Genomic DNA, 1,292 nt, shown 5'->3' with positions numbered 1-1,292 from the left:
AAAGCCGGGGGCGCCTGAAGTCCGTGACCGCAAGGGTCGGCCTAGGGTGAAACCGGTGATTGGGGCTAAGTCGTAACAAGGTAGCCGTACCGGAAGGTGCGGCTGGAACACCTCCTTTCTGGAGAGACGAGCTATAGCATCTAGAATCTCTAGAATGTCTAGTATCACTAGACGGTCTAGAAAAGCTAGAACGTCTAGCATTAAGGTTAAGGTCAGCAAATGGTTTGCTTTCCTTCTCCCGCGCTTCTTGGCGCACTGTCTTACTAAATAGAGAAACAACTATACAATTAATAGTTAAAAAATAATAATTAATAATTGCCGGAGTTCCTTGAGGTTCAAGTCCTTATTTCTCACACTTTCCACCTTATATAATATAAGGCTCGGGAAAACGATCTTTGACATATTGATACAAGCAAAACTGTAAGTTAAATTAATAACAACAGCTGAAAGTATGAGCTACGGTTTCTTGTCTGAGCAATCAGATGAGAGATTCGAAGAAAGTAGAAAAGGGCGCAAGGCGGATGCCTTGGCTCACGGAGGCGATGAAGGACGTGATAAGCTGCGATAAGCCTCGGGTAGATGCAAATGATCTCTGATCCGAGGATTTCCGAATGGGACAACCCGTCTGTCTGAAGGACAGTCACTATCTTATGATAGAGCTAACGCAGGGAACTGAAACATCTTAGTACCTGCAGGAAGAGAAAATAAACTAATGATTCCCCTAGTAGTGGCGAGCGAACGGGGAAGAGCCCAAACCATGACTGTGGCAACGCAGCCGTGGGGTTGTAGGACCACGCTGTGGCACGATGCTTGTGAGAGGAACGTTCTGGAAAGAACGACCATAGAGGGTGACAGTCCCGTACTCGAAGCACGCTGAAGCCTAGTGGTATCCTGAGTAACGCGGAACACGAGGAATTCTGCGCGAATCCGCCGGGACCATCCGGTAAGGCTAAATACTCCCGTGAGACCGATAGCGAACCAGTACTGTGAAGGAAAGGTGAAAAGAACCCCGAGCAGGGGAGTGAAATAGATCCTGAAACCTTGCGCCTACAAGCGGTCGGAGCTGCTTAAGCAGTGACGGCGTGCCTTTTGCATAATGAACCTACGAGTTACCATCTCTGGCAAGGTTAAGCTCCACGCAACCGCAGTGAAAGCGAGCCTGAATAGGGCGTCAAGTCAGAGGGGGTAGACGCGAAACCAAGTGATCTACACTTGTCCAGGTTGAAGTCCCGGTAACACGGGATGGAGGACCGAACCAATAAGCGTTGAAAAGCTTCTGGATGAGATGAGTG

At 48.6% G+C, this 1,292-nt stretch carries 2 rRNA genes; both read left to right on the top strand.

The annotated features are described in order from the left end of the window. A 16S ribosomal RNA gene (locus CHL74_RS15395) occupies nucleotides 1-118 on the top strand; the annotation flags it as partial. Nucleotides 119-494: 376 nt separating this feature from the next. After that, nucleotides 495-1,292 (top strand): 23S ribosomal RNA (locus tag CHL74_RS15390); the annotation flags it as partial.

Source organism: Prevotella sp. 885 (assembly GCF_002265625.1).
Taxonomy (GTDB): Bacteria; Bacteroidota; Bacteroidia; order Bacteroidales; family Bacteroidaceae; genus Prevotella.
The sequence above is the reverse complement of the archived record's forward strand: the minus strand, read 5'-3'. Positions and strand labels throughout refer to the sequence as shown.